General features: G+C 72.4%; 16 protein-coding genes. 15 read left to right on the top strand and 1 reads right to left on the bottom strand.

Features of this window, described 5'->3' with window-relative positions; translation table 11 throughout:
* Positions 1-10: 10 nt before the first annotated feature.
* The 9 genes from MHY49_RS02675 (at position 11) to MHY49_RS02635 (ending at position 9,466) form a co-directional block, all read left to right on the top strand.
* A complete protein-coding gene (locus MHY49_RS02675; RefSeq protein ID WP_239202374.1) occupies positions 11-1,204 on the top strand; it encodes a Gfo/Idh/MocA family protein in 1,194 nt (397 codons plus the stop codon).
* A 47-nt stretch (positions 1,205-1,251) separates the two neighbouring features.
* Positions 1,252-2,256 carry a sugar phosphate isomerase/epimerase gene (locus tag MHY49_RS02670; RefSeq protein WP_239202372.1) on the top strand — a complete coding sequence of 335 codons (1,005 nt, stop codon included), beginning with the start codon at positions 1,252-1,254 and terminating at the stop codon, positions 2,254-2,256.
* A 64-nt stretch (positions 2,257-2,320) separates the two neighbouring features.
* A complete protein-coding gene (locus tag MHY49_RS02665) occupies positions 2,321-2,710 on the top strand; it encodes a tautomerase family protein (protein ID WP_228359173.1) in 390 nt (129 codons plus the stop codon).
* Positions 2,711-2,819: 109 nt separating this feature from the next.
* The gene (iolC, locus tag MHY49_RS02660; RefSeq protein WP_239202370.1) at positions 2,820-3,845 is read left to right on the top strand and encodes a 5-dehydro-2-deoxygluconokinase; all 1,026 of its coding nucleotides are present in this window, start codon (positions 2,820-2,822) and stop codon (positions 3,843-3,845) included.
* Positions 3,842-4,807, top strand: coding sequence for a deoxyribose-phosphate aldolase (locus MHY49_RS02655; protein WP_239202369.1), 966 nt, complete (start codon positions 3,842-3,844; stop codon positions 4,805-4,807). Before iolC ends, MHY49_RS02655 begins: the two co-directional genes overlap by 4 nt.
* 101 nt (positions 4,808-4,908) lie before the next feature.
* Entirely contained in the window at positions 4,909-5,814 is a 906-nt protein-coding gene (gene iolB / locus MHY49_RS02650) for a 5-deoxy-glucuronate isomerase (protein ID WP_239202367.1), read from the top strand.
* Between the two features lie 71 nt (positions 5,815-5,885).
* Positions 5,886-6,932: a Gfo/Idh/MocA family protein gene (locus MHY49_RS02645; RefSeq protein WP_200502787.1), complete on the top strand. Its 1,047-nt coding sequence runs from the start codon at positions 5,886-5,888 to the stop codon at positions 6,930-6,932.
* A 34-nt stretch (positions 6,933-6,966) separates the two neighbouring features.
* Positions 6,967-8,580, top strand: coding sequence for an MFS transporter (locus tag MHY49_RS02640; protein WP_239202365.1), 1,614 nt, complete (start codon positions 6,967-6,969; stop codon positions 8,578-8,580).
* A gap of 130 nt (positions 8,581-8,710) precedes the next feature.
* Positions 8,711-9,466 (top strand): GntR family transcriptional regulator, encoded by a 756-nt coding sequence (locus tag MHY49_RS02635; protein ID WP_200502783.1) that lies wholly within the window; start codon positions 8,711-8,713, stop codon positions 9,464-9,466.
* On the opposite strand, the gene MHY49_RS02630 is transcribed toward MHY49_RS02635, so the two are convergent.
* Complete coding sequence (locus tag MHY49_RS02630; protein WP_239202363.1) at positions 9,433-10,926, bottom strand: MFS transporter; 1,494 nt, start codon at positions 10,924-10,926, stop codon at positions 9,433-9,435. The two genes, MHY49_RS02635 and MHY49_RS02630, sit on opposite strands and share 34 nt — an antisense overlap.
* Positions 10,927-11,074: 148 nt before the next feature.
* On the opposite strand from MHY49_RS02630, the gene MHY49_RS02625 reads away from it, so the two are divergent.
* Genes MHY49_RS02625 through mnhG form a run of 6 tightly spaced genes read left to right on the top strand, consistent with a single transcriptional unit; the run spans position 11,075 to position 18,140 of the window.
* Positions 11,075-14,014 (top strand): Na+/H+ antiporter subunit A, encoded by a 2,940-nt coding sequence (locus MHY49_RS02625; protein ID WP_239202361.1) that lies wholly within the window; start codon positions 11,075-11,077, stop codon positions 14,012-14,014.
* Complete coding sequence (locus tag MHY49_RS02620; protein WP_370645951.1) at positions 14,011-14,643, top strand: Na(+)/H(+) antiporter subunit C; 633 nt, start codon at positions 14,011-14,013, stop codon at positions 14,641-14,643. Before MHY49_RS02625 ends, MHY49_RS02620 begins: the two co-directional genes overlap by 4 nt.
* Positions 14,640-16,208, top strand: a complete 1,569-nt coding sequence (locus tag MHY49_RS02615) for a Na+/H+ antiporter subunit D (RefSeq protein ID WP_200502775.1) — start codon at positions 14,640-14,642, stop codon at positions 16,206-16,208. Before MHY49_RS02620 ends, MHY49_RS02615 begins: the two co-directional genes overlap by 4 nt.
* Positions 16,205-16,741 (top strand): Na+/H+ antiporter subunit E, encoded by a 537-nt coding sequence (locus MHY49_RS02610; protein ID WP_200502774.1) that lies wholly within the window; start codon positions 16,205-16,207, stop codon positions 16,739-16,741. Before MHY49_RS02615 ends, MHY49_RS02610 begins: the two co-directional genes overlap by 4 nt.
* Complete coding sequence (locus MHY49_RS02605) at positions 16,738-17,541, top strand: monovalent cation/H+ antiporter complex subunit F (protein ID WP_239202359.1); 804 nt, start codon at positions 16,738-16,740, stop codon at positions 17,539-17,541. The genes MHY49_RS02610 and MHY49_RS02605 overlap by 4 nt, the downstream gene beginning before the upstream one ends.
* A complete protein-coding gene (gene mnhG / locus MHY49_RS02600; protein WP_228359162.1) occupies positions 17,538-18,140 on the top strand; it encodes a monovalent cation/H(+) antiporter subunit G in 603 nt (200 codons plus the stop codon). The genes MHY49_RS02605 and mnhG overlap by 4 nt, the downstream gene beginning before the upstream one ends.
* Position 18,141: the final 1 nt, after the last annotated feature.

Raw genomic sequence — 18,141 nt, 5'->3', positions numbered from 1 at the left:
AGGACCACCCATGACCACTGCACCCCTCTCCGTCGCCGTCATCGGAGCCGGCATGGCCGGCCGCACGCACGCCAACGCCTGGCGCCAGGCCGGCACCGTCTTCGACCTGGGCCTGCCGCCCGTGCGCCTGGCGACGATCGCCGACGCCCACCTGCCCTTCGCCGAGGACGCCGCCGCCCACTACGGGTACGAGAAGGCCGTGGGCGACTGGCGCGAGGTCGCCGACGACCCCTCGATCGACGTCGTCTCGATCGTGGTCGGCAACGCCCTGCACCGCGAGATCGCCGAGGCGATGGTCGCCGCGGGCAAGCACGTGCTGTGCGAGAAGCCGCTCGCGGGCACCCTCGAGGACGCCGAGGCCATGGCCGCGCTCGAGGCCGCCCACCCCGACCTCGTGCTGGCCACCGGCTTCACCTTCCGCCGCAACCCCGCGGTCGCCCAGCTCGCCCGGCTCGTCGCCGACGGCGGACTCGGCACGGTCAATCACCTCGACGCCCGCTACTGGTGCGACTACGGCGCGGACCCGCTGGTGCCGATCGCCTGGCGGTACAAGGGGCCGATGGGGACCGGCGCCCTCGGCGACATCGGCAGCCACCTCGTGGACACCGCCGAGCTCATCGGAGGCCCCATCGCCTCGGTCTCCGGCGCCGTGCTCACCACCTCGATCACCGAGCGCCCCGTCGCGAGCGGCGCGGTCGCGGGCGGCCGCGGCGTCACCGCGAGCGCCGACGATCCGACCGAGCCCGTCGAGAACGACGACGTCGCGACGTTCACCGCCCACTTCGCGAGCGGCGCCGCCGGCACCTTCTCCTGCTCCCGCGTGGCCTTCGGTCGTCCCAACCAGATGATGATCGACGTCTCCGGCAGCCACGGCTCGGCGAGCTGGGACCTCGCCCGCACCGGCGAGATCCGCGTGGCCGACGGCTCGAGCCCCGCGGGCCTCGGCGGCTTCCGCCAGGTGCTCGCGAACCCCGCCTTCCCGTACTTCGGCAACGGCTCGTCGATGGCCTTCGCGGGCGTCGGCCTCAACCAGATCGAGCAGTTCACCTACCAGGCCCACGCCTTCCTGCAGCAGGTCGCCGGGGTCGACGAGGGCGCCCTGCCGCCCTGCGCGAGCTTCGCCGACGGCTACCGCGAGATGCGCATCCTCGACGCCGTCGCCCGCTCCGCAGGGGCCGGGGGCGCGAGCGTCGAGATCGCCTGACCCCGCCCGGGACGCACTCTTCCCACGACCGAGAGGAACCCTCCACCATGGCTTTCACCTACGGCGCCTACACCGCCTGCCTCCAGGACCGCGCCCTCGAGGAGGCCCTCGACGTGCTCGCGGGGCTCGGCCTCACCGGCGCGGAGGTCAACACCGGAGGCTTCATCCCCTCCCCGCACGCCCCCGTCGACCTGCTGCTCGCGAGCGAGCGGGCCCGCCGCGACTACCGTGCGCTCTTCGCCGACAAGGGCATGGCCCTCACCGGGCTCACGGTCTCCGGCAACCCGCTCTCGCCGCTGCCCAGCGAGGGCATCGGCCACGCCGAGGACCTGCGCCGCACCATCGAGCTCGCGGGTGCCCTCGAGGTCCCCGAGGTCGTGGCCATGTCCGGCACGCCCGGCACCGATCCCGGCGCCCGCTGTCCGGCGTGGATCGTGAACCCCTGGAACGGCATCGACCTCGAGATCCTCGAGTACCAGTGGTCGGTCGCCGTGCCCTTCTGGAAGCAGATCGACGCCCTGGCCCGCGAGCGCGGCGTGAAGGTCGCCCTCGAGCTGCACCCGCGCAACATCGCCTTCAGCCCGCCCAGCTTCGAGGAGTTCGTGGAGCGCGTCGAGCCCACCCACATCGGCGTGAACCTCGATCCCTCCCACCTGTTCTGGCAGCAGATGGAGCCGATCGACTGCATCGAGCGCCTCGGCTCGCACATCCTCCACGTCCACGCGAAGGACACCGCCGTGCTGTCCGGGGCGGCGACCCGCGGCGTGCTCGACACCGACTTCGGCCCGGTGCCCGAGGACCCGGCCCAGCGCACGCCCACCGGCATCGGCCACTGGTGCTCGACCTGGCCGGAGGATCCCGCCTGGCGGTTCGTGGCGCTCGGGGAGGGGCACGACCTCGGCTACTGGACCCGCTTCCTGCGGGCCCTCGCGGCCGTCGACCCGGACCTCAGCATCAACATCGAGCACGAGGACGCCGCCTTCGGCCGCATCGAGGGCATCGAGCGCGGGGCCCGCACCCTGCTCGCCGCCGCCGAGGCCTCGGGCGCCTGAGGCGCCCGAGGCCTCGGCGGGTCGCGACGACCCCGCCGACACACTGAGAACGAGGAGGACTCCCATGCCGCTGGTGCGGATGACCATGCAGGAGGGGCGCACGCCCCAGCAGAAGAGGCGTCTGGCCGACGTCGTCCAGGACGTGATGCTCGAGCACTTCTCGGCCCCGCCCGGGGACCGCTACCAGATCCTCGAGGAGCTGCCCGTGGGCAGCATCATCGCCGAGGACACGGGCCTGGGCATCGAGCGCAGCGACGGCGTGGTGATCATCCAGATCCTCCAGCAGGGGCGCTCGCAGGAGCAGAAGCAGACGATCTTCGCCGAGCTCGCCCGGCGGCTGGGGGAGGAGGGCCTCGTGCGGCCCGAGGACCTCATCGTCTCCGTCGCGGAGAACGGCCGGGAGGACTGGTCCTTCGGCCACGGCCGCGCGCAGTTCCTCACCGGGGAGCTCTGAGCTCCGGCCCTTCCCTCGGTCTCGATTCATTTGTATGGACATGGATCGCGAATCGTGGGAACATGTTGGCACGCGCAGCGTCGCACGACCGCAGAGAGGCATCAGTTCCATGGCAGCAGCAGATCTCGACATCATCACCTTCGGCCGCAGCGGGGTGGACCTGTACCCCCTCGCGGTGGGCACCGGGCTCGAGGACGTCTTCAGCTTCGGCAAGTTCCTGGGCGGCAGCCCCGCGAACGTCGCCGTCGCGGCGGCCCGTCTGGGCCACCGCCCCGCGGTGATCACCGGGGTGGGGGACGACCCCTTCGGCGGCTACGTGAAGCAGGAGCTCGTGCGCCTCGGCGTGGACGACGGCTTCGTGATCACCGCCGACGACCTCAACACCCCCATCACGTTCTGCGAGATCTACCCGCCCGACGATTTCCCGCTGTACTTCTACCGCAAGCCCAGCGCGCCTGACCTGCAGGTCCGCCCCGAGGACCTCGATCTCGCGGCGATCCGCGAGGTCCCGCTGTTCTGGTTCTCCGGCACCGGGCTCTCCGAGGAGCCCAGCCGCTCCGCGCACCACGCGGCCCTCGAGGCCCGCGGCCGCACCCGCCACACGGTCTTCGACCTCGACTACCGGCCGATGTTCTGGTCCTCGGTGGAGGAGGCGCGCGAGGAGTACCGGCGCGCCCTCCAGCACGCGACGGTCGCCGTGGGCAACCGCGAGGAGTGCGAGGTCGCCGTCGGCGAGACCGAGCCCGAGCGCGCCGCCGACGCCCTCCTGGAGGCGGGCGTCGAGATCGCGATCGTCAAGCAGGGCCCGAAGGGCGTCCTCGGCAAGACCCGCGACGAGCGCGTCGAGGTCGCCCCGAACCTCATCCAGGTGATCAACGGGCTCGGGGCCGGCGACAGCTTCGGCGGATCCCTGTGCCACGGCCTGCTCAGCGGCCAGTCGCTCACCGAGACCCTCACCCGCTGCAACGCGGCCGGCGCGATCGCCACCAGCCGTCTGGAGTGCTCGACGGCCATGCCGACCACCGAGGAGATCGACCTGCTGCTGGACGGCGGGGACCCCAACCACGGCCAGACCATCGACCAGATGCTCGCGGGGATCCGCTCCCGCGGCCTCGGGGAGGACGCGCAGCGATGACAGCACACCCGACCAGCGGGACCCCGTCGACCGGGGCCACGGCGTCGACCGGGGCAACGGAGTCGACGGGGACCAGGGACGACGCCTTCGTCGACTCCTACGAGGACGTCACCCGGGTGCGCATCGAGGATCCGGGCCGGATCGGCCGGCTGCTCGCGCGCCGCGCACGGCGCACCGTCGCCGACACCGACGGCTCGATGCTCATCGTCGCCGCCGACCACCCCGCCCGCGGGGCCCTCGGCGTGGGCGCGCGCACCGAGGCGATGGCCAGCCGCACCGACATGCTCGACCGCATGCGCACGGCGCTCGCCGTGCCCGGCGTGGACGGCGTGCTCGGGACGGCCGACGTGCTCGAGGACCTCCTCCTGATGGGCGCCCTCGAGGACAAGGTCGTGTTCGCCTCCATGAACCGCGGCGGGCTGCAGGGCGGCTCCTGGGAGATCGAGGACCGCTTCACGTCCTACGACGCCGAGTCCATCGCGCGGGCGGGCTTCGCGGGCGGCAAGATGCTCACCCGCATCGACCTCGACGACGACCGCACCTCGAAGACGCTGAAGTGGAGCGCCGAGGCGATCGACGAGCTCGCCGCGCGCGAGCTCATCGCCATGATCGAGCCCTTCTGGTCCTCCCGGCAGGGCGGGAGGGTCGTCAACGACCTCAGCCCCGAGGCCGTCATCCGCTCCATCCATGTCGCCCAGGGCCTCGGGACGACCAGCGCGTACACGTGGCTGAAGCTGCCCGCGGTGGCGGACATGGCCCGCGTCATGGACGCGACCACGCTGCCCACCCTGATCCTCGGCGGCGACCCCGGCGCGACCGATCCGGAGGCGGTGTACGCGACCTGGCGCGAGGCGCTCGCCCGGCCCAACGTGCGCGGCCTCGTCGTCGGCCGCAGCCTGCTCTACCCGGCCGACGACGACGTGCGCGGGGCCGTGAGCACCGCCGCGAGCATGATCCGCTGATGCCTGGCCGTCCGCGGCGCCGGACGCACGGCGTCGAACCGGGCCCACGGCATCGACGAGCATCGACACGAGAACACCCACCCCGACGAAAGGGCGAGAGCATGAGCGAGCTGCACATCCCCGCGGGGACCTCGGCGCAGGCCCCCTACGACACCGTCATCGATCCCGGGGAGCGCGAGGACTGGGTCCACACCGGACTGCGCGTCCTCGCGCTCGAGCCGGGAGGCTCCGCGCGCCTGGGCACCGGCCGCACCGAGATCATGGTCGTGCCGCTCAGCGGCTCCTGCAGCGTGCAGGTCTCCGACCGCGACGGCGACCACGAGTTCGAGCTCGCCGGGCGCAGCGACGTCTTCGCCTCGGCGACCGACCTGGCCTACGCGGGCATCGAGTCCACCCTCACCGTGCGCAGCGAGCAGGGCGGCCGCTTCGCCCTCGCGATCGCGGTCGCGACCTCCTTCCACCCCGCGGCCCGCGTGGCCGCCAAGGACGTCCCCGTGGAGATCCGCGGCGGCGGGAACATGACCCGTCAGGTGCGCAACTTCGGCACCGTCGGCTCCTTCGACGACTGCGACGCGATCATCGCCTGCGAGGTCATCACGCCCGGCGGCAACTGGTCGAGCTACCCCGCCCACAAGCACGACGAGACGGTCGAGGACCCGGAGCGCCCCGAGTCCGAGCTCGAGGAGATCTACTACTACGAGATCCAGGACGCGCCCGACGGCGGTCCCGGCTTCGGCTACCACCAGACCACCTCGAGCGACCCCGAGCGTCCGATCGACGTGCTCGTCGAGGTCCGCAGCGGCGACGTCGTGCTCGTGCCCCACGGCTGGCACGGCCCGTGCGCCGCGGCGCCCGGCCACGCCATGTACTACCTCAACGTGATGGCCGGTCCCGGCGCCGAGCGGGCCTGGAACATCACCGACCGCCCCGACCAGACCTGGGTGCGAGGCACCTGGGAGGAGCTCGGACCCGACCCGCGCCTCGTCGACGGGGCCGACGGGGCCTGACGGCCCGTCCCGCGCCTCCCGTCGGCCCTTCCGCGCCGCCCGCATCCGTCCCGTTTCGAAGGAGAGACCCCATGAGCACCACCCCCAGCACCTCCGCATCCCTCCCGGCCGATGTCCGCGTCGGCGTCATCGGCGTCGGCCAGATGGGCGCCGACCACGTCACCCGCATCCGGGACCGCATCAAGGGCGCGCGCGTGAGCGTCGTGACCGACTACTTCACGGACAAGGCCCAGGAGATCGCCGACACCGTCCCCGGCGCGCGCGTCGTGGACACCCCCGAGGAGCTCATCGCCGCCGACGACGTCGACGCCGTGCTCATCGCGAGCCCCGGGAAGTTCCACCGCGACCAGGCGATCGCCTGCATCGACGCCGGCAGGCCCGTGCTCTGCGAGAAGCCGCTCGCGATGAACCCCGAGGACGCCTACCAGGTGGTCGCGGCCGAGCAGGCCTCGGGCGGCCAGTACCTCTCGCTCGGCTTCATGCGCCGCTTCGACCGCGGGTACGCCGAGCTGCACGACGCGATCTCCTCGGGCGAGCTCGGCGAGATCAGCATCGTGAACTGCAAGCACCGCAACGCGACCACCCTGCCCGGCTTCGTCGACTCGATGATGGTCTACGACTCCGCCGTCCACGAGGTCGACGCGATCCACTACTTCCTCGACGAGCCGATCACCGCGGTGCAGGCGATCCTGCCCGTCCCCGGCCCGCGGGCCGACGAGGGCCAGCACGACCCGATGCTGCTGCTGTTCCGCACGGCGTCCGGCCGCATCGTCACCGACGAGCTCTACGTCAACACCGCCTCGGGCTACGAGGTGCGCACCGAGGTGCTGGGCTCGAAGGGCATCGCCACCATCGGCCAGGAGTCCGGCCGCGTCACCACCCACCTCGAGGGCTCTCGGTGGGGAGGGGAGATCCCCGGGGACTTCCGCCCCCGTTTCATCGACGCCTACGACGCCGAGGTCCAGGCCTGGGTCGCGGCCGTCGCCGCCGGCACCAACGTCGCCGATCGCTCGGCCCGCGCCTGGGACGGCTACCTCGCCGCCGCCGCGTGCGAGGCCGCCGAGAAGGCGCTCACCGCGGACGGGTTCGTCCCCGTCGACACGCGTGAGCGCCCCTGAGCCCAGCCCCGACCCTGTCCCCAGGAGGACGACGATGTCTTCACCCCGCTCCGAGCTGCCCGACGGGCATGTCCCGTCCACCGGCGAGATCCCGACCCTGGTCTCGCGGATCTCCGCCTCCGGCCGTCGCCGCGGACCGCTGCTGATCGCGGCCATCGCGACCATGGGCTCCCTGCTGTTCGGCTACGACACCGGCGTCATCGCGGGCGCCCTGCCGTACATGCACCTGCCCACCGCCGCCGGCGGCCTGGGACTGAGCGCCGCGGAGGAGGGCCTGGTCACCTCGCTGCTCGCCTTCGGCGCGGCCGCGGGCGCGCTGCTGGGCGGGCAGCTCAACGACCGCATCGGCCGACGCCGGGCGATCATGCTGCTGGCGATCCTGTTCGTCGTCGGCACGCTGGGCTGCACGCTCGCCCCGAACGTCGCGGTGATCGCGCCCTTCCGCTTCATCCTCGGCATGGCCGTCGGCGGCGCCTCCTCGACCGTCCCGCTGTACCTCGCCGAGGCCGCGCCCAAGCGGATCCGCGGGCCGCTCGTGGCGGTCGACCAGTTCATGATCGTCTTCGGCCAGTTCGTCGCCTACTCGCTGAACGCCGTCATCGCCCACATGCACTCGGCCCCGCAGGCCGTCGTCGAGAACGACCCCTCCGGCACCTACCGGTCGGGGCAGACCGTGTCCTGGGACGTGCTCCAGCACATCGAGGGCGTGGTGGTCTCGAGCGGCAACGGCGAGGCCTGGCGGTGGATGCTCGTGCTCGCCACGATCCCCGCGATCGTGCTCTGGGTGGGCATGCGCGTGATGCCGGAGTCGCCCCGCTGGTTCGCCGCGAACAAGCGGTACTACGAGGTCATCGAGACGCTCAAGACCCTGCGCGACCCCGCCAAGGACGACGTCGCCGACGAGGTCGTCGAGATGGTCGAGCTCGAGGAGAAGCAGGCGCAGCAGGTCGAGTGGACGCTGCGGCAGGGCTTCCGGCGCCGCTGGGCCCGGCGCCTCATCCTCATCGGCATCATGCTGGGGATCTTCGACCAGCTCACGGGCATCAACACGGCCATGTGGTACATGCCCACGATCCTCGGCGCGGCCGGCTTCTCCACGGCCGACGCGATCACCCTGAACGTCGTCACGGGCGCCGTCTCCGCCGTCGGCTCGGCGGTCGGGCTGTACGTCGTCTACCGCTTCGCGCGCCGGCACGTGGGCATGGCCCAGGAGCTCGGCGTCGCGATCGCCCTGTTCGCGCTCGCCGCGCTCTTCCACTTCGGGGTCGAGCCCCACATGAGCGCCGACGGGTCGATCGCGGACACCATCCCCACGCTCGTGCCGTGGCTGATCCTCGTGGTGGTCTCCCTGTTCGTCTTCGCCAAGCAGGCCGGCACCGTCACCTGGGTGCTGCTCGCGGAGATCTTCCCCGCGAAGATCCGCGGCGGCGCCCAGGGCATCTCCGTGGGCATGCTGTGGCTGTTCAACGGCATCGTCGCGGCGGTGTTCCCCTCGATGATGGCCGGGCTCGGCGGCGCGAAGACGTACCTGCTCTTCGCGATCATCAACGTCATCGCCTTCCTGTTCTACTGGCGCGTCGTCCCCGAGACCCGCGGGGTCTCGCTCGAGGAGTTCGAGGAGCGCTACCAGGCCGCCCACGGGGAATGACCCGCGGGCACGCGGAGGCCGCGGCGGGGACCGGGACCCGGACGACCCCGACCCCGCCGCGGCGCCGCACCCCCTGTGTACATTTGTCCGGACACGCGGCGTCGCAGCCGCGCCCGAGGAGGAGACGTCCATGACCGCGGATCCCGCCCGCCCCACCGAGCTGAGCATCCCCATCGAGCGCGGCTCCTCCACACCGCTGTATCTCCAGCTCTCCGCGGCGATCGAGGGCGCGATCCGCGAGGGGACCCTGGTGCCGGGCTCGCGCATCGAGAACGAGCTGCAGCTCGCCGGCCGCCTCGGCCTCTCGCGCCCCACGGTCCGCCAGGGCATCCAGGAGCTCGTGGACAAGGGGCTGCTCGTGCGCAAGCGCGGGGTGGGCACCCAGGTCGTCGAGTCCCAGGTGAACCGTCCGGTGGCGCTGACGTCCCTGTACGACGACCTCGCCCGCGAGGGCAAGCATCCGCGCACCGAGGTCCTCGAGTACCGGATCGGACGGCCGACGGCCGAAGCGGCGGGGCGTCTGCTGCTGGACACCGGGGAGCTCGTCCTGGACCTCATGCGCGTGCGCTACGCGGACGACGAGCCGCTGGCCGTCATGCGCAACACCCTGCCCGAGCGCATCGCCCCCAGCCGCGAGGACCTGCTCGAGAAGGGCCTGTACGCGGCGCTGCGGGAGCGCGGGATCGCCACGGCCGTCGGCCATCAGAGGATCGGCGCGATCACGGCCGACGAGGAGAACGCGGCCCTGCTGGGGGAGACCGTCGGGGCGGCGCTGCTGACCATGGACCGCAAGTCCTTCGCGAACGACGGCGCCGTCATCGAGTACGGCCACCACGTCTACCGCGCCTCGCGCTACTCCTTCGAGGTCACGCTCGTCGACGGCTGAGCGGCCGGCGCGAGGTCGCCCGCGCGCCCCGCCGCGCCGAGCCGGATCGGCACGAAGGCGATCAGACCGAGCGCGATCACGACGATGATCCCGAGGATGCCCATGCGGGTGTCGTGGAACAGCCACACGGTGAGCGAGAACGCCGCGGTGCCGAGGAAGCCGAGCGCGCGTCCGGTGGTCGCGTAGAGGCCGAAGTTCTCCGTCTCGTGGCCGGGCGCCGAGAGCCGCGTGAGCAGGTTCCGCGAGGAGGACTGCACGGGGCCGACGAAGAGGCAGATCGCGAGCCCCGCGACCCAGAACACGATCGGCGCGTCGATCGCGAGGACCACCAGGCCCAGCACCACGATCGCCGCGCAGCCCGCGATGATCACGGCGCGCGAGCCCGCGCGGTCGTCGATCCGGCCGCCCACGAAGACGCCGATCCCGGCGACGAGGTTCGCGGCGATCCCGAACACGATCACCTGCACGGTCGAGAAGCCGTAGGCGTTGGCCGCGAGGACACCGGCCACGGAGAACACCGCGCCGAGGCCGTCGCGGTAGATCGCGGAGGCGACGAGGTAGGCGAGGGTCACGGGCTCCTCGCGGAAGGCCCGGACCACGCGGCGCACGATCGTCGCGTAGCCCTGCCACGGGGTCCAGCGGACCCGGGCGCCACCGGCCCCGCGGGGCCCGTCGGCCGGGATCCGGCCCTCGAGCTCGGCCCTCCCATGGTGCCGCGGCGCCCACAGCATGAGCGGGAGGGTGCCCAGCAGGATCCAGACGGCGACGAACACCGGGATCGCCCGCAGGTTCCAGCCCTCGTCCCCGGTGATCCCGAGGATCCCCGTCCCCGGCATCACGAACAGCACGAGGACCAGGCCCAGGCAGACGATCGATCCCCAGTAGCCGACCGCCCACGCGGTGCCCGAGACGCGGCCGCGGTCCGCGGGCGTCGAGATCTCCGGCAGCACGGAGTTCACGAACACCCCGGCGAGCTCGGAGAACACCACGCCAAGGGCGATCAGCGCCGCGCCCAGGGTGAGGAAGGCCGGGTCCCGGGCGATCAGCGGCATCAGCGCCACGGTCACCACGGTCGCGAGGGTCGTGACGCGCAGCAGGGTGTTGCGGGCTCCGCCGGAGTCGGCGAGGTTCCCGAGCAGCGGCGCGAGCAGGGCGATCGCGACCGCGCCCACCGCCTGCCACGAGGTGAGCACCTGGGAGCCGTGGTCCTGGGCGGCCTTCAGGGCGTCCGCGCCCACGGCGCCCTCGGTCGCGACGGCATTGGTCACGTAGGTCGCGAACACGAAGGTGAGGATCACGGAGCTGAAGGCGGACATGCCCCCGTCCCAGAGCGCGAAGGAGACCTTCGCCCGGCGTCCCCCGCGCGCGGAGGAGGCGGGGGACGAGTGTGCAGGGGAGTGCGCGGAGGAGGCGGGCCCGGACGGCCCGGGGGAGTCGGACCCGGCGGTGGGGGAGGCCATGGGAGCACTCTAGGGCGCGCGCCGCGCCGTATTCCCGATCCGTGGGCGGATCGGTGCAAGATGCCCGACATCCGAAGGCCCAGCGCCGCCCCAGGGCGAGCAGATAAAATACTCATGATCCCCCGCCCCCACCACGGACGGAGAGCGTGTGCTCCTTGTGCTCATCGCCCACCTCGCAGCCGCCCTCCTGGGCCCGGTTGCGGTGCGCGCGATCGGGCGCAACGCGTTCTACCCGCTGGCCGTGGTCCCGGCGCTCAGCGCCGTCTGGCTCGCGAGCATGTCCCCGGCGCACCTCGCCGAGGAGCCCCGCGTCGAGTCCGTGCCCTGGATCCCGCAGCTCGGGATCTCCCTGACTTTCCGGCTCGACACGCTCAGCTGGGTGATGGCGCTGCTGGCCACCGGGGTCGGCACCCTCGTGCTGCTCTACTGCGCGCGCTACTTCAAGGACACGGAGCCGGGGCTGGGACGCTTCGCGGGCGTGCTCACCGCCTTCGCCGGGGCGATGGTGGGACTGGTCCTGGCCGACGACGTCATGGTGATGTTCGTCTTCTGGGAGCTCACCACGATCTTCTCGTACCTGCTGATCGGACACTACGCCGAGAAGCAGGCCTCGCGCCGCGCCGCGATCAACGCGCTGATCTCGACGACCGCCGGCGGGCTCGCGATGTTCGTCGGCCTGCTCATGCTCGGCGAGCGCGCGGGCACCCTGAGCCTCGCCGCGATCGTCGAGGACCCCATGTGGCGTGCTCCCGACGCCTTCCTCGTGACCGCCCTGCTGCTGATCACCGCCGGGGCCGCGAGCAAGTCGGCGCTGATCCCCACACACTTCTGGCTGCCCGGGGCGATGGCCGCCCCCACGCCCGTCTCCGCCTACCTGCATGCGGCGGCGATGGTGAAAGCGGGCGTCTACATGGTGCTGCGGCTCGACCCGGCGATCGCGCACGTCCCCTCCGTGGGGACGGTGATCGCGGTGCTCGGCGCGGCGACGATGCTGCTGGGCGGGTGGCGCGCCCTGCGCCAGACCGACATCAAGCTGCTGCTGGCCTACGGGACGGTCTCCCAGCTCGGCTTCCTGATGGCCGTCGCGGGGCTGGCCACGCCCGATGCGGCCCTCGCCGCGACGGCGATGCTCGTCGCCCACGCCGCCTTCAAGGCGCCGCTGTTCATGGCCGTCGGCATCATCGACAAGAAGTTCGGCACCCGCGACCTGCGCATGCTCTCGGGGGTGTGGCGGGTCGCGCCCGTGGTCGCCGTGATCGGCGTGCTCTCCGCGGCCTCCATGGCGGCGGTCCCGCCGCTGCTGGGCTTCGTCGCCAAGGAGGCCATCTTCACGGCGCTCTGGGAGGGCGGGACCGGCCAGAGGGTGCTGCTGATCGCTCTGGTCGCGGGCTCGATCCTCACCGTCGCCTACTCCTGGCGCTTCGTCGTCGGCGCCTTCGGCCGGGCGGGCGGCGCGCCGCCCGTGCGGGCCGTGCGGATCCCCTGGGGCTTCTGGGCGCCGCCCGCGGTGATCGTCGTCGCGAGCCTGGCCCTGCCACTTGCGAGCCATCCGTTCGAGCAGGTGCTCCGCGGCTTCTCCGAGACGGTCCCCGCGCTGGGGGAGCACGCGGAGCACGGGGCAGTGCACCTCACGATGCTCCCGCACGTGGGCGTGCCCCTCGCGCTCAGCGGTCTCGCCCTCGGGCTCGGCGCCGTCCTCGTCGTCCTCGCCCGCCCGCTCGAGCGCCTCCAGCGCGCCGTCTCCCCGCAGCGCTGGAGCGAGCACCGGATCGGGGTACTGCTCGACGCCGAGCGCGGCTTCCGCGCGATCATGCGCGCGGTCGACGGCCTCGCCATCCTCGTCACCCCGCTCTACCAGAGGGGCTCGCTCCCCTTCACCCTGGGCACGATGCTCGTGGTGACGATCGCGCTCGCCGCCCCCATCCTGATCTGGCAGAACCCGGTGCCGGACAACCTCGTGCCCTTCGTGACCCCCGTCGAGATCCTGCTGCTCGTGGTCGCGGCTGTCGCCGCGATCGGCGCGGCCCGGGCCCGTCGGCGCCTGCGCGCGGTCTTCCTCATCACCGTCACCGGGTACGTCGTGGCCGTGTACTTCCTGCTCGCCGGTGCGCCGGACGTCGCCATGACGCAGGTGCTCGTGGAGACGATGATGACGGTCGTGCTGGTGCTCGCCCTGCGCCGCCTGCCCGTGTACTTCTCGCGCCGGCCGCTGGACCTGGACCGCTGGGTGCGCTGGGCGATCGCGATCGGCACCGCCGCCGCCATGTGCGGCGTCGCGGTCTACGCCGCGGCCGCGCGCACCCAGTCGCCGCTGGGCAAGGACCTCATCGAGGCCGCGTACACGATCGGCGGCGGCCACAACGTCGTCAACGTGACCCTCGTGGATGCCCGCGTGTGGGACACCTTCGGCGAGATCTCCGTGCTGCTCGTGGTCGCCACGGGCGTCGCCTCCCTGATCTTCGTGACCCGTCGCGAGCAGGCGATCTCGCGCGTGAGCAGCGTGGGGTCCGGCCGGACCATCTGGAACCGGCGGGTCGACGAGGAGCTGCCGCGCAACCTCCTGGAGTTCGACACGAGGCCCGAGGACGTGGCCGGCAACCGCTGGCGCACGTGGCTCTCGGCCGGGCGCACCCTGGCCCCGCAGCGGCGCATGGTGGTCCTCGAGGTCGTCACCCGGCTGTCGTTCCCGCTGATGATGATGTTCTCGGTGTACCTGCTGATGGCCGGGCACAACCATCCCGGCGGCGGCTTCGCGGGCGGGCTGGTCGCGGGCATCGCGCTGACCCTGCGCTACATCGCGGGCGGCCGCTACGAGCTCTCCGAGGCCGCTCCCGTCCAGGCGGGTCTCGTGCTGGGCGTCGGCATGGCCACGGCCGTGCTCGCCGGCGTGGTGCCCGTCGCCTTCGGCGGCAGCGTGTTCTCGACCGCGACGCCCGTGATCCACATGCCCGTGCTCGGCGAGGTGCACCTGCCCACGGCGCTGCTGTTCGACATCGGGGTGTACCTCGTGGTGATCGGGGTGGTCCTCGACATCCTGCGCAGCCTGGGCTCCCAGATCGATCTGCACCAGGAGGCGGAGGACGGATGACCGTGAGCCTCGCCCTCGTCCTCACCGCCGGCGTCCTCATCGCCTGCGGCGTCTACCTCGTGCTCGAGCGCACGCTGACCCGCATCATCCTGGGCTTCGTGCTGCTCGGCAACGGGGTGAACCTCCTGTTCATCCTCGCCGCGGGCCCGTGGGGCTCGCCGCCCTTCGAGGGGACCGACGATCCGGAGCGGATGACCGACCCGCTGCCCTTCGCGATGGTGCTCACGGCGATCGTCATCACCCTGGGGGTGACCGCGTTCGTGATGGCGCTGGCCTACCGGGCCTGGCAGCTGTTCGGCCATGACGAGGTGCCCGACGACGTCGAGGACCGCCGCGTGCTGCGCCGCTCCCGCGCCCGCACCGGGCAGGGCATCGAGGTGGGCTGGGCCGACGCCCTCGACGAGGACGCCCGGCGCGGCGCTATCAAGGCGTCGCAGGGGCTGCGCGCCCCCGAGGAGGAGGAGAACCCGCTGGGAGAGGACCTCACGGGCGACCAGGACGTGCCCCAGGACTACACGGAGGCCGACGAGGCCGAGGACCAGCCCGAGGACGGGCCCGAGGACCAGCCCGCAGAGCAGTCCGGAGAGCATTCCGGAGAACCGACCGAGGACCAGGAGGACCGCGCATGAGCGTCGCCCTGCTCCTCGCCCTGCCCGTGGTGCTGCCGCTCGGCGGCGCCGCGTTCACGCTGATCCTGCGCCACCACGCGGCGCTGCAGCGCGCGGTCTCCACGACGACCCTGGTCGCGATCCTCGCGGTCGCCCTCGCCATCGGCTACCGGGTCACGGTCGACGGCACGCTCGTGCTGCAGATCGCGAGCTGGACCCCGCGGCTCGGGATCGTGCTGGTGGCCGACAGGCTGACGGCCCTCATGCTCGTCGTCTCGAGCGTCGTGACCCTCGCCGTGCTCGTGTACTCGAGCGCGCAGTCCGTCAGCGAGAACACCGAGCGCACGCCCGTCGCGATCTACCATCCGACGTACCTGGTGCTGGTCGCGGGCGTCTCCAACGCGTTCCTCGCGGGGGACCTGTTCAACCTCTACGTGAGCTTCGAGATCCTGCTGGCCGCGAGCTACGTGCTGCTCACCCTGGGCGGGTCCGCGAGCCGCATCCGCGCCGCGACCACCTACGTGATCGTCTCGCTGCTGAGCTCGGTGATCTTCCTGGCCGGCATCGCCGCGGTGTACGCGGCCGTGGGCACGGTGAACCTGGCCGAGCTCGCCGTGCGCCTGGACCAGCTGCCGGACTCCACGCGCATGGGGCTCGAGCTGATGCTGCTGGTCGCCTTCGCGATCAAGGCCGCGATCTTCCCGCTGAGCGCGTGGCTGCCCGACTCGTACCCGACCGCGCCCGCACCGGTCACGGCCGTGTTCGCGGGACTGCTCACGAAGGTGGGCATCTACGCGATCATCCGGCTCGAGACCCTGCTGTTCCCGGCCTCGCAGCTGGAGACCCTGCTGCTCGCGGCCGCCGGGGCGAGCCTCGTGATCGGGATCCTGGGCGCGGTCGCGCAGACCGACCTCAAGCGCGTGCTGTCCTTCACCCTGGTCTCGCACATGGGCTTCATGCTCTTCGGCATCGGCGTCACCACCCGCCTCGCGATCGCCTCGACCATCTACTACGTCGCCCACCACATCACCGTGCAGTCGACGCTGTTCCTGGCCGCCGGGCTCATCGAGCACCGCGCCGGCACCACGAACCTGGGGCGCCTGGGAGGGCTCGCGAAGGCCGCCCCGCTGCTCGCCGTCATCTTCTTCGTGCCCGCGATGAACCTCTCGGGCATCCCGCCCTTCTCCGGGTTCCTGGGCAAGGTGGGCCTCGTGGAGGCCGGCATCGAGCGCGGCAACACGGCCTCGTGGATCCTGGTCGTGATCAGCGTGCTGACGAGCCTGCTCACGCTGTACGCGATCGCGAAGATCTGGAACCGCGCGTTCTGGCAGAAGGCGCCGCAGGGCGCGGACATCGAGAAGGACGGCGAGAGGGTGCCGGCCCTCATGTACGGCGCGACCGGGGCGCTCGTCGTGGTCTCGCTGCTGCTGACCGTGCTCGCGGGACCGCTCATGCATTTCACCGACGAGGCGGCCCGCTCGGTGCTGGACCGCAGTCCCTACGTGAGCGCGGTGCTCGGCGACGATGCGGCCGACCAGCTCGCCTGGCGCATCGGCGACGACGGCACGCGGGTGGAGGAGCGATGAGGGGGATGCTGCGCGAGCTGCCGAGCCGCTGGCTGGGCCTGCTGGTCGCGACCGTGTTCTGGTGCCTGCTGTGGGGCGGCTTCTCCGCGTCCGACGTGCTGGGCGGCCTGGTCGTGGCCGTGCTCGTCTACGTGCTCTTCCCACTGCCGTCGATGGCGCGCGAGGTGACGCTGCGGCCGCTCGCCTTCGTGTGGCTGGTGGCGCGGTTCCTGTGGGACATGACCGTCTCGGCGGTGCAGATCGCCTGGTGGGCGGTGCGGCCCGGGCCGGAGCCGCCCACGGCCGTGATCGCCGTCGAGCTCGCCTCGCGCTCCGACCTGTTCCTCACCTTCACCGCCGCGCTGTCCACGCTGATCCCCGGGTCCGTGGTCGTCGAGGCGCAGCGTGCCACGGGGACCCTGTTCCTGCACGTCATCGGCGTGGGCGACGAGGAGGGCGCCGAGCAGGCGCGCGAGCGGGCCCGGCGCCAGGAGCTGCGCCTGCTGCGGGCACTCGCCCGCGGCGAGGTGCTCGAGGGGGCGGGGCTGCGATGATCGCCGGGAACGCGGACGCGCTCGACGTGGTGCTGATGGTGATCGCGGGGGTCCTCGCGCTCGCCGCGCTGCCGGCCGTGCACCGGATGATCGTCGGCCCGACGATCCTGGACCGCGCCGTCGCCTCGGACATGCTCATCGTCCTGGTGGTCGCGGGGATGGCCCTGTACACGGCGGCGACGGGGACGAGCTACGGGGTGGCGCCGATGCTCGGGCTGACCGCGCTCGCCTTCGTCGGCACGCTCGCCGTCGCCCGCTTCGTCTCCCGCGACCGGGTCAGGTCCGGTGTGGCCCGCCCGCCGGAGGACCCCGACGCGCTGCAATCGGACACGCTCTCCTCGGACCCGCCCAGCGCGGAGGCCGCCGACGCGGAGGGCACGGACGCCAAGGGCGCCGTCGAGGAGGCGGTCGACGCCGCCGGTGACGGTGCGGAGCTCGACGGCGCGGAGCCGGACGGCGCTGAGCCGGGCCGCGCTGAGCCGGGCGGCGCTGAGCTGGACGGCACGGCACGGGACGACGCGGAGTCCGACGGGGCCCCGGCGGTCCGCGCCCCGTTCACGGACGACGGGCCGGGCCCGCACGCTTCCGCGCGCCCCGTCGGGCCCCACGACGTCGCGGGAGGAGCGGCACCGCGCCTGCCGGGCCCGGCCGCCGGGTCCCACGCCTCGGGCCTCGACGTGCACGAGTCCGACGACCACACCGACGAGTCCGGGCCGAGTGCCCAGGCATCTGACGGCCGCGCAACCGACGGCCGCGCATCCGGCGGCAGCGGCGATGACTCCGGGGGTGAGGGCCGATGAGCGCGATGGACGTGATCGGACTGGTGCTCATCGCGCTCGGCGCGCTGTTCGCCCTGGTCGCCTCGATCGGTCTCGAGCGCTTCAGCGACGTGCTGCGGCGCATGCACGCCGTCTCCAAGCCCCAGACCGTCGGCCTGCTGCTCGTCCTCGCCGGGACGGCGCTGATCGCCGGGAGCTGGACGATCGCCGGGTCGATGCTGCTGGTGATGCTCGCGCAGATGGCCACCGTGACGGTCTCGAGCACGATGGTGGGGCGGGCCGCGTTCCGCCGCGGCTTCGTCTCCGGCAGCGCCTACACGATCGACGAGCTCACCCCGCGCCTCGCGTCGACCTTCGACGAGGACGACGACGAGGACGGCTTCGTCGACGAGTCCCAGGGCCCGCACCTGGGGGAGGAGGAGTCCCCGGAGCGCTTCCCCGAGAACGTGGTGGGCGGCGCCCACGAGCACGCGGACCTCTCGAACCTCTCGAACTGGGACGAGCCCGAGGACGAGAGCGGACCCACGTCGCTGGACCTCGACATCGACCTCGAGGACGAGACCGAGAAGGAGCTCGAGGACGTCGTCGAGCGTCGCGGCCGCGACGAGGACGGCATCTGAG

Source organism: Brachybacterium sp. ACRRE, from assembly GCF_022346485.1.
In the GTDB taxonomy this organism is placed as follows: Bacteria; Actinomycetota; Actinomycetes; order Actinomycetales; family Dermabacteraceae; genus Brachybacterium; species Brachybacterium halotolerans.
Note: the sequence above shows the minus strand (reverse complement) of the source record. Positions and strands in the feature narration are given on the sequence as shown.

Excerpts from the sequence above, each read along its gene's own strand:
- MHY49_RS02640 (WP_239202365.1), top strand. The coding sequence starts at position 6,967 with ATGTCTTCACCCCGCTCCGAGCTGCCCGACGGGCATGTCCCGTCCACC.
- iolB (WP_239202367.1), top strand. The coding sequence starts at position 4,909 with ATGAGCGAGCTGCACATCCCCGCGGGGACCTCGGCGCAGGCCCCCTAC.
- MHY49_RS02610 (WP_200502774.1), top strand. The coding sequence starts at position 16,205 with ATGAGGGGGATGCTGCGCGAGCTGCCGAGCCGCTGGCTGGGCCTGCTG.
- MHY49_RS02655 (WP_239202369.1), top strand. The coding sequence starts at position 3,842 with ATGACAGCACACCCGACCAGCGGGACCCCGTCGACCGGGGCCACGGCG.
- MHY49_RS02675 (WP_239202374.1), top strand. The coding sequence starts at position 11 with ATGACCACTGCACCCCTCTCCGTCGCCGTCATCGGAGCCGGCATGGCC.
- MHY49_RS02605 (WP_239202359.1), top strand. The coding sequence starts at position 16,738 with ATGATCGCCGGGAACGCGGACGCGCTCGACGTGGTGCTGATGGTGATC.
- MHY49_RS02635 (WP_200502783.1), top strand. The coding sequence starts at position 8,711 with ATGACCGCGGATCCCGCCCGCCCCACCGAGCTGAGCATCCCCATCGAG.
- MHY49_RS02645 (WP_200502787.1), top strand. The coding sequence starts at position 5,886 with ATGAGCACCACCCCCAGCACCTCCGCATCCCTCCCGGCCGATGTCCGC.
- MHY49_RS02615 (WP_200502775.1), top strand. The coding sequence starts at position 14,640 with ATGAGCGTCGCCCTGCTCCTCGCCCTGCCCGTGGTGCTGCCGCTCGGC.
- MHY49_RS02670 (WP_239202372.1), top strand. The coding sequence starts at position 1,252 with ATGGCTTTCACCTACGGCGCCTACACCGCCTGCCTCCAGGACCGCGCC.
- MHY49_RS02630 (WP_239202363.1), bottom strand. The coding sequence starts at position 10,926 with ATGGCCTCCCCCACCGCCGGGTCCGACTCCCCCGGGCCGTCCGGGCCC.
- iolC (WP_239202370.1), top strand. The coding sequence starts at position 2,820 with ATGGCAGCAGCAGATCTCGACATCATCACCTTCGGCCGCAGCGGGGTG.
- MHY49_RS02620 (WP_370645951.1), top strand. The coding sequence starts at position 14,011 with ATGACCGTGAGCCTCGCCCTCGTCCTCACCGCCGGCGTCCTCATCGCC.
- mnhG (WP_228359162.1), top strand. The coding sequence starts at position 17,538 with ATGAGCGCGATGGACGTGATCGGACTGGTGCTCATCGCGCTCGGCGCG.
- MHY49_RS02665 (WP_228359173.1), top strand. The coding sequence starts at position 2,321 with ATGCCGCTGGTGCGGATGACCATGCAGGAGGGGCGCACGCCCCAGCAG.